Source organism: Cupriavidus sp. GW823-FHT06D04 (assembly GCF_058795055.1).
On the sequence record NZ_JBXAHL010000002.1, the window covers coordinates 298,406 to 310,863 of the forward strand.

Here is a 12,458-nt window from a genome sequence, read left to right on the forward strand (position 1 = left end):
TCAGACATCCGAATTGCCGTCATATGACGGGTCGGACCTATAGATAGAACTCGAGGAGCCTCCCCGTGGAACTGCTGTCTTCCACCACTTTCTGGATTGCGTTGGGATCGATCATCCTGACCAATATCGTCCTGTCCGGCGACAACGCGGTGGTGATCGCGCTCGCCTCGCGCAACCTGCCGCCCGCCCAGCAGAAGAAGGCCATCTTCTGGGGCAGCGCCGCCGCCATCATCATGCGCGTGGTGCTGACCGTGGCCGCGGTCAAGCTGCTGAGCCTGCCGTACCTGAAGATCGTCGGCGCCGTGCTGCTGGTCTACATCGGCGTGCAGCTGCTGACCGGCGATGACGACGAGGAAGGGCACGATGGCAAGGACAATATCTGGGCCGCCATCCGCACCATCCTGATCGCCGACCTGGTGATGTCGCTCGACAACGTGGTGGCCGTGGCCGCCGCTGCGCAGAAGGGCCCCGAAGGCAGCCAGCTGATGCTGCTGATCATCGGTCTGGGCCTGTCGATCCCGCTGATCGTGTTTGGCAGCACGCTGCTGCTCAAGGTCATGGAGCGCTTCCCGGTCATCATCGTGCTGGGCGCCGCGCTGCTCGGCTACCTGGCGGGTGAGATGCTGGTCAGCGACCCGGTCGACGCCGCCTGGTTCGAAGTCCACGTGCCGCACGCCCACCTGGTATTCGGCGCCGCCGGCGCGATCCTGGTGGTGCTTATGGGCAAGCTGCTGAGCCGCCGGTCGGCACAGACCGCCTGACGAGGTTCCGCCCAGGCGAGAAGGGCGGCCAACTGGCCGCCCTTTTTCGTTGGCGCGCCGGCAAGGCGGTCGTCGGTGCCTTGGCCAACTAACTCATGTGAGTGATCGCACATTTTGTCGGTTGGGCGCGGTGGTAGGGGGGCGCAAGTGACAAATTTTGGCGCATCCGGCAAGCATCCCCCTGACGGGTGACGAAATTTGTCGTTTTTTTACCCCCTGCGGATGGGGGATGCCGCTGGCACGCTTACTGCTCAATAGTCCCCGCGTCACGAAACCGAAGACGTGCAACGCTCAACTAAAATCTCTTCGAGGGGTCAAATCATGCAACGGGTACAACAACTGAAGAAACTGGGCCGTCGTGTCCAGAAGGGCTTTACGCTGATCGAACTGATGATCGTGGTGGCGATCATTGGTATTTTGGCGGCGATTGCGATTCCGCAGTATCAGGATTACGTGACGCGCTCGCGTTGGTCGGACAACATCACTTCTATTGCTCCCCTGAAACAGGCGATCGCGGAATGCGTTCAAAACAACGCTCAGACGGCAATTGCAGCGCCTTGCAATGACGTTACCGCAACGGGCCTGCCCAGCGCCAATGGTGGCGGCTACACGGCGGGCGTTCCTACTCCCACGAATGCCACAGTGACTTATGCCGCCGGCGTGATCACCCTCACGGGTACGGCTGCCGCAGGAAACTGTGTTGTAACGGTCACGCCGACGCCCTCGGCAACTTCTGTTGCTTTTGTTGTTGCAAACGCAGCCGGCGCAGGCGGTGCAGCGGCTTGTACCAAATCCAAGACCGGCGTCTAATCTGGTTGAGAATCTTTGGGGGGAAGGGCGCCTTCGGGCGCCTTTTTCTATCCCCTTCGTCCAAGCTATCATGCGCCTTTTCTCCAACAAGGCGTTCTCATGCTGCCGTCCAGGACTGTCATTCCGGCGATAGCCGTTGTCCTAACGATTGCCTTTCCGCTGCTAGTTTCCCGGCACACCCTGCCGCTAGCCACCTTTTACGGCGAATGGACAGCCGCACTCTGCGCCACCGCCGTCATCGCGATCCATGCAGTCCGACAGCCAACTGCATCGCGTTCCGTGTCGATGCCGTGGATATCGCTGCTGTTTGTCTGGCTGGTCGCTGTCAGCCTTGTACTCAGCGTCACCGGCAACTCTGATATCACCGGCAGCAGCCTCGTCACTGTTCTCACGCTGCTCCTTGGCGCGATGGTGACGCGTGCATCCTGGGGGTACTGCCGCGCATTGCCAGCGTCCAATCGTGACATTGCTGACACCCTCGCTACGGCTTTCCTCATCGCTGGCCTGCTTGGTGTCGTGACGCAGTGGGTACAACTGTTCCACCTTGAACCCCGCGCCTTCGGTCTAGTCTCCACCTACTTCTACGACGCCAACCGCCGCCTCTGGGGCAACCTGAACCAACCCAACCACCAGGCCACCGTTGAAGGCCTAGCGTTGGTGGCGTCAGTGTGGCTGGCCTCGCGTGGCCGCTTGCGTTTCCCGATGTGGCTCGCCGCGGTGGCCTTGCTGGAAAGCGGCGTCGTGCTGTCCGGTTCGCGCACCGGCGTGCTGCATGTTGGCCTGGCTGCGGTCTATGCACTGGTCGCAGCGTGGCTCGCACGAGGCGGGCGGCGCGACTCGGATCCAATGCAGCGACCGGTCGGTCTGCTCGTCGCAGCAGTAGCAATGGTGGCGATGCTGCTGATCCTGCAGCCCGCGATCCGCGCGGCAGGGCAAGCCTTCGACTGGCGCCTGTTCGACACCATCGCCCAACTCGAAGCAGAAGACCAGATGTCCGCGCGCGGCGCGCTGTGGACCCACGCGCTGGCAATGTTCCGCTCCCACCCCTGGTTCGGCGTCGGCTGGGGCGAGTTCGGCTGGGCGCAGTTCCAGCAAATGCAGCAAGTCGGCGTGAAGGTGGAGATGTCCCTGCACGCCCACAACGCCATCCTCGACTTGCTGGCGAAGACGGGCATCGTCGGCGCCGCCGGCGTAGGCCTGATCCTGCTGGCGTGGCTATGGCGCGTGGTTCGCGTTCGCCTGTGGCACGGCGATAGCGAAGAGCGCAAGCAGACCGTGCTGGTTCTTACCTGGCTGGCGATGCTGTGCGCGCATTCGATGCTCGAATACCCGCTGCATTACCTCTATTTCTTCCTGCCGTTCTGCTTCATGCTCGGTTGGCTGGAGCCGTCAGGCTTCGGGCGTTGGCGCGTGCCGATGCCAGTGGCACGGGCGCTGGCGATCGCGTTTGTCGTGGTGGCCGCGGCCGTGCTGGCCACCATGTGGCAAGACTACCGCCGCGCCGAAGCCCGCGAATACGCCAGCAGCGAAGGCCACCGCAATGCCTTGCCGATGCCGCGCTTCTGGTTCCGCCAGCACGCGCAGGCCGACGCTGCCGGCCAGGCCACCATCACGCCGGCCAATGCGGCAGAGTTGTTGCCCGCCCACATCGCCGCCGTCCACCTGCTGCCTACGCCGACCATGATCGCGCGCACCGCATGGCTGCTGGCGCTGACCGGCGATCCTGCGCAAGGTCGCCAGTGGATGGAACGGCTGCGCTGGTACTACCTTGGCGATGAAGTCGCGCAATACGCTGAGATTGCGAAGGCATGCCGCGACCTGACGCCAGATGAACGCCCGCAGGCATTCTGCGCATGGGTTGGCGACCGTTCGCGTCGGTACTCCGAATGGCCCCGGGGCTGACCTAATAGTACGGATACGGGCTGTAATATACCGGTGGCGGAGGCGGCGGATTGTAGTAATACCGCGGCGCAGCGGCGACGCGTCCGGGGGCGGGCACGCGGTTGCCGCTGGCGTACATGCACTGTACGTAGGCGGCATCGTATTGCTGTTGCGTGCCGTAACCCGCGTACTGGGCATTGCCCGCGCCGACCGCCGCGCCAGTCAGCAGGCCTACGCCCGCACCCACCGCCGCACCCGAACCGCCATTAAAGGCCGCACCCGCCGCTGCGCCCAGCGCGGTGCCGACTACGGCGCTGCCGACGGCCGCATTGTTGGCGGCCTGCGAGGATGAGACACCGCCCACCCGCCCGAAGGCGAACTGGCGGCAGTTGTAGTCGTCGGCGCGGAACTGTTCGAAGCTCTTGCCGGTGCCCGGCAGCACCATCACGCTGGGGCCGGCAGGCATCACGGCGCACGCGCCGAGGGTCAGGGTGGCCACGGCCAGCGTGGCGCGGGTCAGGGCATGCATGGTGTCACCCCGCATCAGGAGTTGGCCGGCGGCTGTGCCGGTATGCGCTGCCAGCCGCCGGGACAGGACTGCACATAGGGGTAGTAGCCTTCGGGCTGGTCGCAGTGGTACCACCAGCCCTGCTGCGGCGCTACGCCGTCCGGGCCGGGGACCGGCACGGGGCCGTTCGGTCCCTGTTCGATGTACTGCGGCGGCGCCGCGGGTGCGGTGACCACGGCGGGCGGGTAGTAGTACGGGGCGGGGTAGCCATACGGGTAGCCGCCGTAGAACACGCCGGGCCCGAAATAGAGGCCCACGCCGACGCTTGTGCGCGTCTTGATAAAGCCGCCGCGTGCGTCGCTATCGTGCAAAGCGGCATCGTGGAGATCGGCCCGCCCGGCGAGGGCGGCGCCGCTTGCGGCCGTGGCCGCCAGTGCCAGGGCGATCTGGCAGAGCATGCGCCCGTTCATGGTATCCACCTCTTCCCCGCGCGCACCGCATGGCACGCCACGGACAGGGTCAGCAGGCTGCAACCAGCGTGGGCCTGCAATCGTATTGAATACCAAATTGTCCCGCGCCGGCGCCACGGCGGCGCGGCTGGAAATGCGGCGTTACCTTTATTACCGGGGAACGACGTTGGCGTAAGACGTCGTGACAGGGCCCATCGCGGCGCGTGTTGCAGGCGTCACGTGTGGAGGTCAGCCGGCCGCCACCCAATCCCCCGACTTGCCCCCATGCTTTTCCAGCAACTTCACATTGCCGATTACCATGCCGCGGTCCACTGCCTTGCACATGTCGTAGATCGTCAGCAGCGCCACCTGCACGCCGGTCAGCGCTTCCATCTCCACGCCGGTCTGGCCGCGGGTTTCGGTGCGCACGGTGCAGGCGACGGTGGCGGTGGCCTCGTCCAGTGCGAACTCGACCGCCACCTTGGTCAGGCCGATCGGGTGGCATAGCGGGATCAGGTCGGCGGTGCGCTTGGTGGCCATGATCGCTGCCACGCGGGCGATGCCGATCACGTCGCCTTTTTTTGCGCTGCCGTCGCGCACCAGCGCGAAGGTGGCGGGCTCCATGGTGATGGTGCCCGTGGCCACGGCGACGCGGTGGGAGCTGGCCTTGTCGCCGACGTCGACCATGTGGGCCTGTCCGGCGGTATCGAAATGGGTGAGCTGGGTCATGATCGTGAGCTTCAGTGCGAACTGCGTGCAGGTGGCCGCCAGCGTCCCTGGGAAGCATCCGATGGGAACGGCCACGGGAGGCCGCTATCATAGCAACATGTCAAAACACCCATCGCTTCGCAGGTCTGCAGCACGCGGCCCTGGCGCCGTGGCGGACGCTGTTCCTGCCGGTTCGGCGTCACATCGCGGCGACGACAGCCATTGCCGCGCTGGCGGCGCATGGATGCCATGGCGGCGGCCACTGGCGGCGTTGCTGGCGCTGACGTTGGCGGCGCCGGCCTGGCCCCAGGGTACGCCGCGCCCGACCACGGCGCCAGCCACGCCGGTGGCGGCTGCACCCGTGGCCAGGCCGCCGCAGCCGGTGCCCGCCATCTCGGGCGAGGCCAGCGACCAGGTCTATGACAACCTGAACCGCAGCGTGAAGGCGGGCCAGAAGTCCGAGTTCGGCCTGCGCACCAACAACGCGGTGGTGGAGGCCGGCGGCGTGCAACTGCCGGACCTGGGCGACCCGTCCACGGCGTCGCTGTCGCCCGACATGGAAAAGCGCCTGGGCGACCGCATAATGCGCGATATCCGCCGCGACCCGCTATACGTGCCGGATCCGCTGCTGTCCGATTACCTGAACGCGCTGGGCTACGGGCTGGTGCAGGCGGCGCGGCGCCAGAATATCTCCGGTTCGACCGGCGCGGGCACCTTTGCCACCGGCTTCGACCTGTTCGCGGTGCGTGACCGCAGCATCAACGCGTTTGCGCTGCCGGGCGGCTATATCGGCGTGCATACGGGGCTGCTGGTGCAGTCCGATACGGAATCGGAGTTGGCTTCGGTGCTGGGCCATGAAATCGGCCACGTGATGCAGCGGCATATCGCGCGCGGCATCACCTCGCAGGACCAGTCGATGTGGATCGCGCTGGCCTCGATGGTGCTGGCGGGCCTGGCCGCCACGCGCAGCCCGGATGCGGCGGCGGCGCTGGCGATGGGCGGGCAGGGCGCGGCCATCGCCAACCAGCTGTCGTTCTCGCGCGGCGCCGAGCGCGAGGCCGACCGGGTCGGCTTCCAGATACTGACCGCGGCGGGGTTTGACCCGCAGGGCATGCCCGATTTCTTCATGCGGCTGCAGCGCGCATCAGGGACTGCGGAAAACTCGGTGCCGTCCTATGTGCGGACCCACCCGCTGACCTCCGAGCGGATTGCCGACATGCAGGATCGTGTCAGCCATGCCAGCAAGCGCAAGGTCGCCAATACGCCCGAATACGAGTTTGCGCGGATGCGGGCCCGCGTGATCCAGGAATCGTCGCCCAGCGACCTGCAGAACCTGCGCGCGGCCCTGCGCACGCAACTGCCGGGAGCAACGGTACTGCGCGCTCCGGCGCTGCACTACGGCCTTGCCTTTACCGAGCAGCGGCTGGGCCGCTACCCGGCCGCCGAGCAGGAGCTGGCCGAGGCGCGCCGCCTCTACGGCAATATCCCCGGCGCCACCTCGGGCAGCCCCATGCTGGACGTGATGACAGTGGAACTGGCGCGCGCCCAGGCCCGCGTGCCCGAGGCGCTGTCCCAGGCCACTGCCTCGATGAAGGCGTTCCCGCTGTCGCATGCGGTGGCGATTGCCTATGCCGATACCCTGGTCGGCTCAGGCCGCTATGAAGAGGCCGTGCGCTTCCTGCGCGACCGCACGCGCCAGGAGACCAGCCGCAGCGATTGGTGGGAGCTGCTGGCGCGCGCCTACGCGGGCCAGGGCAAGCGCTTGCAGCAGCACCAGGCGCTGGCCGAAAAGTATGCGATGGACGGCGCCTACCAGGCCGCGATCGAGCAACTGCAGATCGCGCGCAAGGCCGGCGACGGCGACTTCTACACGCTGTCCGAGGTCGATGCGCGCCTGCACCAGCTGGAGCGCCAGTACCGCGAGGACAAGCAGGACAGCAAGGGCATGCCTAACTGAGGCACGCTGCACTTGTTGTCACGAAGTCATCGAGAGCACCAGCGTCGTCCCCGCATGCAGCCGGGGACTCCCTCTTCCATTCACTCTGCAAGCTTGGCCGGCCCGATGTCTCCGGCCAGTGCCTGCCGCGGTGTCATGCCGAAACGCTCCCGGAACAATTTGCCGAACGCCGACGGATCGGCAAAGCCGCAGGCATGCGCGATCGCGCCGATGTGCGCGGACTGGCCGGCCCGCTGCAGGTATTCGCGGCTGCGGCGCAGGCGAATCTCGCGCAGGGCCGCCATGACGCGCAGGGGCTCTCCCTCGAACAGCCGGTACAACTGTGCGCGCGAGCAGTGCAGGAACGCGGCAATCCGGTCGGGCGTGAGGTCGTGCTCGTGCGCATGCTGCTCCATGAAGCGATACGCGGCCTGCAGTTGCAGCTTGCCGGAGCGCCACCGGGCATTCCCGGCATCCGCTCTGGCGATGTCCGGATGCGTAGCGATAAGCTGCAACGCCATGCCGACTGTACTCTCCATGACCACGCCAAGGGCGGCGCGGTCAAGCCGGGGACCGTGAGCGGCAAGCATGCGCAGCTGCATGGAAACAAACGGGGCAAGCGAGGACGCCGTCAGCAGCGTGGCGATACGGCCCGGATTCGCGGGATCGTGGCCAAGCGCCTGGCGCACGGTCTCGCGCGGCAGGCGCAGGTAGCAGGTGGAGGACTCGGTCCAGTCCGATGACATCGGCTGGCCGCAATCGAACATGAAGAGTTCGCCGGCACGCACGACGGTGCGCATGCCGTCCTTCTGCTCCACCCGGTACTCGCCGCGGTCAAGCAGGCAGATGGCGATGTGCTCGTCGGTGCTGCGCACGCGCTGCGGTGTCAGCCAGGTGCGAACGACCGAGCTGGTGCAGTGGATAAACTGGGCGCCGGCACCTTCGCCCTTGTTGCGGGCATGTATCTGCAGGCGAGCTTCGCCTGTGTGGCATGCGGCTATGCGAATCACGCCGACGTGGTCGGCGCGATCAACATTTTGGCGCGGGGGCACCGCGTTGCAGCCTGTGGAGAGTCGGCGTAGTCAAGCCGCTCTACGAAGCAGGAACCCACCGAAGTGACTATGTAGAGCATCACGTAGCGCCGTAGGAATCCTCGTCCTTTCCGCCGTAAGGCGGCAGCCGAAGGCTGAGGACGGGGAGAGGGACACCGCCCGCCAGTAACGCTAGCGGGGGTTCGACGATGAGGGGCTCTCGCTTGACCGACGGCATCGATGTGCCAAAGTGAAGATCCGAACCATCACTTGAGGTAAGGAGAGCCCAAATGAATGCTACGACATATGGGCTGGATCTTGCAAAGTCGATCTTCCAACTCTACTGGGTCGACCCAGAGACGGGCGAGACGCACAGCCGGCGCCTCAGCAAGACCCAACTGATTTCCTTTCTGAGCAATCGCACCCCCGGCAAGTTCGTACTGGAGGCGTACCAACCCAGAGTGGCACCGGCGGCAAGGTTCACCTCGGCCATATCAGCAAACGTGGCGATCCCTATTTGCGCAAACTGCTGATCCATGGCGCACGCATCGTGCTGACCCGCTCGAAGCGGCGCCCGTGCTGGGCTGAGGCCCTGCTGGTCAGGCGCCCGACCAATGTTGCCATCGTCGCGCTAGCCAACAAGATGGCGCGCACCGCCTGGGCATTGCTTGCCCATCGCCGCGTCTATGAACCCGGCTATGTCAGCGCACGGCCTGCGTAGCGAAAGCACGACCACAGCAGGGCACAAACGAATACCTTCAGGGTTGCACAGGGTAAGGAGATAAGGTGTGATGGCAAACTAGGTCGGACCGCGGGAACGCAAACCCGATGACATCCAAGCGGCTTACAGCCCGTCGTGGGAGATGGGGACGTTCCCGGCTGATTCCATCAAGGCCCGCAGGCACGTTCCTGCAGCAAGGTCGGATATAAGACAGCAACCCATACCTACAAGCCAAAGCCCTTCAATTTACCTTGGCATCCGGGCGGTGTTCATATAAGGATGTCAAGGGGGCGGTTGCGTCAGGCCGCCGGCTGGCGCACGAAGCCAAAGCGCTTGGGCACCTCGCTCTCGGCAATCGGCTCGATCGGGATGTCGCGGCCATCGTGATGGAATACGCCCAGGTCCGTGCCGCAGGCTTCGCCATGCCAGGTGCTGGCGCCGCTGAACAGTTCCAGGTCGTGGTCGTGCAGCAGGGCGCCCTGCTGTGCCGGCAGGCTGCCTTGCGCCATGCCTTCGACCGTGCCGGCCAGCACCACATTGCCGTGCTCGTCGGCGAAGCAGGCCTGCAGCGTGAAGGGCTGCTGCGTGGTGGTGCGCAACGCGCCTTCATGCAGCCGCACGACCCACGGCGCATAGCCCAGCGATACGAACACCCGTTGCGGACCGTTCTGGAAGTACCAGGCGCCGCGCTCGTCGCACAGGTAGTTGCGTTCGATAAAGCCGATCAGCGCTTCATGGCGGATGGGGTCGCCCGACAGCCCGTGCTGCTGGGCGTATTCATTGCGCAGGCGCCACTGCCCGCGGCGGTCCAGTGCCAGCCAGCCGTAGGCATTGGGCACGTTGGGCCAGCGTGCCATGGCTTGCCTGACGATCTCGTCCATGTCTGTCTCCTCGGGGGGCCGGTGGCTTATCGTGCCGCTGCACCCGCCCTACATCATGCGGTCAAAAAAACCCAGGATCCGTGCCGGCAGCCATTCGATATCTCCGCTGAAGCGCCCGTCGGGCAGCAGCGGCAGGTGCCGGCGCCAGCCCTCGGGCGGGGTCATGAAGCCGACATGGCCGCCGTGCTCGGGCTGTTCCAGCCATACCTGGGGGCTGGCGTCGGCCGGGCCGGGCAGGTGCCGGGCCGGCAGGAAGGGATCGTTGCGCGCATTGAGCACCAGCGTGGGCACGGCGATGTCGCGCAGCACAGGTTTGCTGGCGGCGCGGCGCCAGTAGTCGTCGGTATCGATAAAGCCATGCAGCGGCGCGGTGACGACGTTGTCGAAGGCGTACAGGTCGCGGCTGGCCAGCATCGTGTCGCGGTCGAACAGCCCCGGGAACTGCCCCAGCTTGGCCAGCGACTTGCGCTTGAGCGTCTGCAGGAACATGCGCGTGTAGACCAGGTTGAAGCCGGCCGACAGCGCCGCGCCGCCGGCAGCCAGGTCCAGCGGCGCGGAGATCGCCGCGGCCGCATGCACGTGGCCGGCGCCGGCGCCGTCTTCGCCCAGGAAGCGCAGCAGCGCGTTGCCGCCCAGCGAGATCCCCACCACCAGCAGCTTGCGCCCGTTGGCGCAATGGCGCTGGCGCATGCGCTCCAGCACCCAGCGGATCTCGGCCGAATCGCCCGAATGGTAGAAGCGCGGGGCCAGGTTGAGCTCGCCCGAGCAGCCGCGGAAATGCGGGACCACGCCCTGCCAGCCGCGCAGGGACAGCGCATGCATCAGCGCCTGCGCGTAATGGCTGCCGGAATCGCCCTCCAGGCCGTGGAACATCACCACCAGCGGCGTGTCCGGGCGCACCGGGTGGGTGGTCCAGTCGAGGTCGATGAAGTCCTGGTCGGGGGTGTCCCAGCGTTCGCGGCGGAAGCTCACGCGCGGCGGGCGGCGCGTGAAGCGCGCGGGGATGATGGTCTGGGCATGGCCGCCGCGCAGCCACCAGGGCATCGGCACGCCTTCGCCGTAGCCATGGCCGGGTGCCGTGGCGGGATCAGCCTGGGCGGCGTTGACGACCTGGGGAAGGCGGTGGTGCGGAAGCTGCGTCATGCCGGCGTGGTGTTGCAGCAGGCCGCGGCGCGGCCATGCGGGGTTCAGTGCAGCGCCTGCCCCGGCGCGGCGGCCACGGCGGCAACCTGCACCGCGTTGGCCGGGCTGCAGTGGATATGTGCCAGGCGCCAGCCTTCGTGGTTCTGCATCAGCACATAGGTGGTGTGCACGTACAGGTCGGCCTCGACGCGGTCGCCGCCGAAGCGCAGTGCCTCGGTCACGTCGAAGATCGCCACGGCCATCGACGCATGACTGCTGGTCTCGATCGCATCGACCAGCACCGGTTGTTCTTCCAGCAACTGCAGGAAGGCCTGGCGCAGCTGTTCGTGGCCGATCAGGCGCTGGCCGTCGGGCAGCACGCAGGTGATCGAGTCTTCGTCTAGCCACAGGCGCAGCGCGCCGTCGGCGTCGCGCAGCTTCAGTGCTTCGCGAAAGGCTTCGACGATGTCTTCGGCGGAATCGAACAGGCGGGCAAAGCGAGGCATGGTGGCAGTAGAAGTGGCGAGGGCGGTGAAATCAGGGCCGGTGCAGCAGCTTGCGCAGCTCGACGAACACCATTTCAGGTTCGATCTCTTTCAGGCAGCGCAGGTGGCCCAGCGGGCATTCGCGCTTGAAGCAGGGACTGCACTCCAGCTGCAGCCACATGATACTCGCTGCCTGTGACAACGGCGGCGTGTGGCGCGGGTCGCTCGAGCCAAACACCGCCACCTGGGGCCGGTTCAGCGCCGCGGTGACGTGCATCAGGCCGGAGTCGTTGCAGACCGCGGCTTCGGACAGCGCCAGCAGGTCCACGGCGTCATCCAGCGAGGTCTGGCCGCACAGGTTGCGCACGAACGGGGCCTCGCTGACTATCTCGGCGGCGATCTCGGCGTCCTTGGCCGAGCCCAGCGTGATCATCTGCGCATACGGGTAGGAACGCCGCAGCATCTGCGCGAGCCTGGCGAAATGTCCGGCCGGCCAGCGCTTGGCCGGGCCGAACTCGGCACCCGGGCAGAACGCGATCACGCGCGTGTGCGGGGCGATGCCAAAGCGCTCGGCGGTGGCCGCCATGCGCGTCGGGTCGACGCGCAGACGCGGCTCTGGCAGGTCTTCGGGCAGGCGCGCGCCGGGCCTGAGCGCCAGGCGGGCGTAGTGCTCCACCATCGGCGGGCGCTTGTCGCGCGGCGGGTTGGCGTGGCGCACGTTGAGCAGGCCGAAGCGGGCTTCGCCGCGGTAGCCGATGCGCAGCGGGATGCCAGCCAGCCAGGGGACCAGTGCCGACTTGAGCGAGTTCGGCAGCACGTAGGCGAGGTCGTAGCCTTCGTTCTTGAGCTGCTGCGCGAACATCAGCCGTGCCGACAGCTGCAGCTTGCCGTGCGCGAGGTCGGACGGGAACACGCGGCCGATCTCCGGCATGCGCGCGAGCACGGGCGCGACCCACTTGGGCGCGAGTGCGTCGATGACCAGGCGCGGATGGCGCGCCTTGAGCAGCGCAAAGAGCGGCTGCGCCATCAGGGCGTCGCCGATCCAGTTGGGGGCGATGACGAGGGCTTTCTTCATGGGCGGGGCGCTTGGAGCCGGCACGCCGGCGCGGACGCCGGGAACGCCGACGCTCCGGGGCGCCTGCAAGCGGCCCGGAGCGTCAGGATC

13 protein-coding genes and 1 pseudogene are annotated in these 12,458 nt (G+C 66.6%); 6 read left to right on the top strand and 8 right to left on the bottom strand.

The annotated features are described in order from the left end of the window. Nucleotides 1–65 precede the first annotated feature (65 nt). From AC1Q7H_RS05095 to AC1Q7H_RS05105, 3 genes are all read left to right on the top strand, one after another. The gene (locus AC1Q7H_RS05095; RefSeq protein ID WP_013955624.1) at nt 66–761 is read left to right on the top strand and encodes a TerC family protein; all 696 of its coding nucleotides are present in this window, start codon (nt 66–68) and stop codon (nt 759–761) included. A gap of 321 nt (nt 762–1,082) precedes the next feature. After that, a complete protein-coding gene (locus tag AC1Q7H_RS05100; RefSeq protein ID WP_492381008.1) occupies nt 1,083–1,571 on the top strand; it encodes a pilin in 489 nt (162 codons plus the stop codon). A gap of 99 nt (nt 1,572–1,670) precedes the next feature. Beyond that, nucleotides 1,671–3,473, top strand: a complete 1,803-nt coding sequence (locus tag AC1Q7H_RS05105) for a PglL family O-oligosaccharyltransferase (RefSeq protein WP_492381009.1) — start codon at nt 1,671–1,673, stop codon at nt 3,471–3,473. Nucleotide 3,474: 1 nt separating this feature from the next. Here the strand turns inward: AC1Q7H_RS05105 and AC1Q7H_RS05110 are convergent, their stop codons facing one another. The 3 genes from AC1Q7H_RS05110 to moaC form a co-directional block, all read right to left on the bottom strand. Then, nucleotides 3,475–3,981 carry a hypothetical protein gene (locus AC1Q7H_RS05110; protein ID WP_211980738.1) on the bottom strand — a complete coding sequence of 169 codons (507 nt, stop codon included), beginning with the start codon at nt 3,979–3,981 and terminating at the stop codon, nt 3,475–3,477. A 14-nt stretch (nt 3,982–3,995) separates the two neighbouring features. Continuing rightward, nucleotides 3,996–4,430, bottom strand: coding sequence for a hypothetical protein (locus tag AC1Q7H_RS05115; RefSeq protein WP_013955628.1), 435 nt, complete (start codon nt 4,428–4,430; stop codon nt 3,996–3,998). A gap of 228 nt (nt 4,431–4,658) precedes the next feature. After that, a complete protein-coding gene (gene moaC / locus AC1Q7H_RS05120) occupies nt 4,659–5,138 on the bottom strand; it encodes a cyclic pyranopterin monophosphate synthase MoaC (RefSeq protein ID WP_492381010.1) in 480 nt (159 codons plus the stop codon). 97 nt (nt 5,139–5,235) lie between these two features. Between moaC and AC1Q7H_RS05125 the strand changes: the two genes are divergently transcribed. Beyond that, entirely contained in the window at nt 5,236–7,074 is a 1,839-nt protein-coding gene (locus tag AC1Q7H_RS05125; protein WP_492381011.1) for a beta-barrel assembly-enhancing protease, read from the top strand. Nucleotides 7,075–7,154: 80 nt separating this feature from the next. Here AC1Q7H_RS05125 and AC1Q7H_RS05130 read toward each other — a convergent pair whose 3' ends face one another. After that, nucleotides 7,155–8,063, bottom strand: a complete 909-nt coding sequence (locus tag AC1Q7H_RS05130) for an AraC family transcriptional regulator (RefSeq protein WP_492381012.1) — start codon at nt 8,061–8,063, stop codon at nt 7,155–7,157. A gap of 311 nt (nt 8,064–8,374) precedes the next feature. On the opposite strand from AC1Q7H_RS05130, the gene AC1Q7H_RS05135 reads away from it, so the two are divergent. Both AC1Q7H_RS05135 and AC1Q7H_RS05140 read left to right on the top strand, forming a co-directional pair. Then, on the top strand, nt 8,375–8,617 hold the full coding sequence (locus tag AC1Q7H_RS05135; protein WP_492381013.1) for a hypothetical protein: 243 nt from the start codon (nt 8,375–8,377) through the stop codon (nt 8,615–8,617). Further along, nucleotides 8,527–8,805: pseudogene (locus AC1Q7H_RS05140) on the top strand (transposase); the annotation flags it as partial. The gene AC1Q7H_RS05135 and the pseudogene AC1Q7H_RS05140, both read left to right, overlap by 91 nt. Before the next feature lie 299 nt (nt 8,806–9,104). On the opposite strand, the gene AC1Q7H_RS05145 reads toward AC1Q7H_RS05140, so the two are convergent. From AC1Q7H_RS05145 to waaF, 4 genes are read right to left on the bottom strand one after another with little or no spacing between them, the layout of a single operon-like run. Continuing rightward, nucleotides 9,105–9,686: a DUF2946 family protein gene (locus AC1Q7H_RS05145; RefSeq protein WP_013955635.1), complete on the bottom strand. Its 582-nt coding sequence runs from the start codon at nt 9,684–9,686 to the stop codon at nt 9,105–9,107. Nucleotides 9,687–9,734: 48 nt separating this feature from the next. Next, complete coding sequence (locus tag AC1Q7H_RS05150; RefSeq protein ID WP_153955643.1) at nt 9,735–10,829, bottom strand: YheT family hydrolase; 1,095 nt, start codon at nt 10,827–10,829, stop codon at nt 9,735–9,737. Nucleotides 10,830–10,873: 44 nt separating this feature from the next. Beyond that, nucleotides 10,874–11,314 (bottom strand): YybH family protein, encoded by a 441-nt coding sequence (locus AC1Q7H_RS05155; protein WP_013955637.1) that lies wholly within the window; start codon nt 11,312–11,314, stop codon nt 10,874–10,876. 31 nt (nt 11,315–11,345) lie between these two features. Then, nucleotides 11,346–12,368, bottom strand: a complete 1,023-nt coding sequence (waaF, locus tag AC1Q7H_RS05160; protein ID WP_013955638.1) for a lipopolysaccharide heptosyltransferase II — start codon at nt 12,366–12,368, stop codon at nt 11,346–11,348. Between the last annotated feature and the right edge of the window lie 90 nt (nt 12,369–12,458).

Coding starts and splice junctions, on each gene's coding strand:
- AC1Q7H_RS05100 (WP_492381008.1), top strand. CDS start 1,083: ATGCAACGGGTACAACAACTGAAGAAACTGGGCCGTCGTGTCCAGAAG.
- AC1Q7H_RS05145 (WP_013955635.1), bottom strand. CDS start 9,686: ATGGACGAGATCGTCAGGCAAGCCATGGCACGCTGGCCCAACGTGCCC.
- waaF (WP_013955638.1), bottom strand. CDS start 12,368: ATGAAGAAAGCCCTCGTCATCGCCCCCAACTGGATCGGCGACGCCCTG.
- AC1Q7H_RS05125 (WP_492381011.1), top strand. CDS start 5,236: ATGTCAAAACACCCATCGCTTCGCAGGTCTGCAGCACGCGGCCCTGGC.
- AC1Q7H_RS05135 (WP_492381013.1), top strand. CDS start 8,375: ATGAATGCTACGACATATGGGCTGGATCTTGCAAAGTCGATCTTCCAA.
- AC1Q7H_RS05150 (WP_153955643.1), bottom strand. CDS start 10,829: ATGACGCAGCTTCCGCACCACCGCCTTCCCCAGGTCGTCAACGCCGCC.
- AC1Q7H_RS05110 (WP_211980738.1), bottom strand. CDS start 3,981: ATGCATGCCCTGACCCGCGCCACGCTGGCCGTGGCCACCCTGACCCTC.
- AC1Q7H_RS05105 (WP_492381009.1), top strand. CDS start 1,671: ATGCTGCCGTCCAGGACTGTCATTCCGGCGATAGCCGTTGTCCTAACG.
- moaC (WP_492381010.1), bottom strand. CDS start 5,138: ATGACCCAGCTCACCCATTTCGATACCGCCGGACAGGCCCACATGGTC.
- AC1Q7H_RS05115 (WP_013955628.1), bottom strand. CDS start 4,430: ATGAACGGGCGCATGCTCTGCCAGATCGCCCTGGCACTGGCGGCCACG.
- AC1Q7H_RS05155 (WP_013955637.1), bottom strand. CDS start 11,314: ATGCCTCGCTTTGCCCGCCTGTTCGATTCCGCCGAAGACATCGTCGAA.